Source organism: Leptospira saintgironsiae (assembly GCF_002811765.1).
Lineage (GTDB): Bacteria > Spirochaetota > Leptospiria > Leptospirales > Leptospiraceae > Leptospira_B > Leptospira_B saintgironsiae.
This window is the reverse complement of the sequence record NZ_NPDR01000042.1, coordinates 1-507: the sequence shown is the minus strand read 5'-3', so window position 1 is coordinate 507 and position 507 is coordinate 1. Positions and strand designations below refer to the sequence as shown.

1 protein-coding gene is annotated in these 507 nt (G+C 42.6%); it reads right to left on the bottom strand.

Annotated elements, in window-relative coordinates; all coding sequences use genetic code 11:
• Window positions 1-507 (bottom strand): hypothetical protein (locus CH362_RS19295; RefSeq protein ID WP_165780301.1); only part of this gene is annotated, 507 nt, incomplete at both ends.

Sequence of the window (507 nt, the reverse complement as noted above, 5' to 3'; positions counted from 1 at the left end):
CTTAAGAGAGATCGTTTCAGATGCCTTCTTTGAATTATCCAAGAACGCTAGATCAGAACCCTTCTTACCTGCATCTACAATTCTCTCTCGGCCTTCAGGAGTTACTTCTTCTCGACCATTCGGTTTCAGGAACTTCTCAGATATAACTTCTCCGTTCGACCTAACTGCTGTCTTATGCAATAATCCATCCGACAAGATCGAGATGCTTTCTTTAACACCATTTGCGGTTCTCTCAAAGGTTACTTCGTTACCTTTCACGACTCGATCATAAGCAAGACCATCTACCTTGATTGAGGTTAGCTTTTTATTAGTCGGATCGGTTAACTCCTTAACTCGTCTTTCAGGCAATGCATCCAATGGCGCGGCTTTGCCGTTCTTCGTATATTCAGCAAGATCTGTTCCAGATTTCGCTGAATCAGTAAATCTATCCGATATACGGACAACTGCATCATGCCCTAATACTTCTCCGGAAGGATTTAAATATTCTGTCGTCGTCTTAGGCGACAT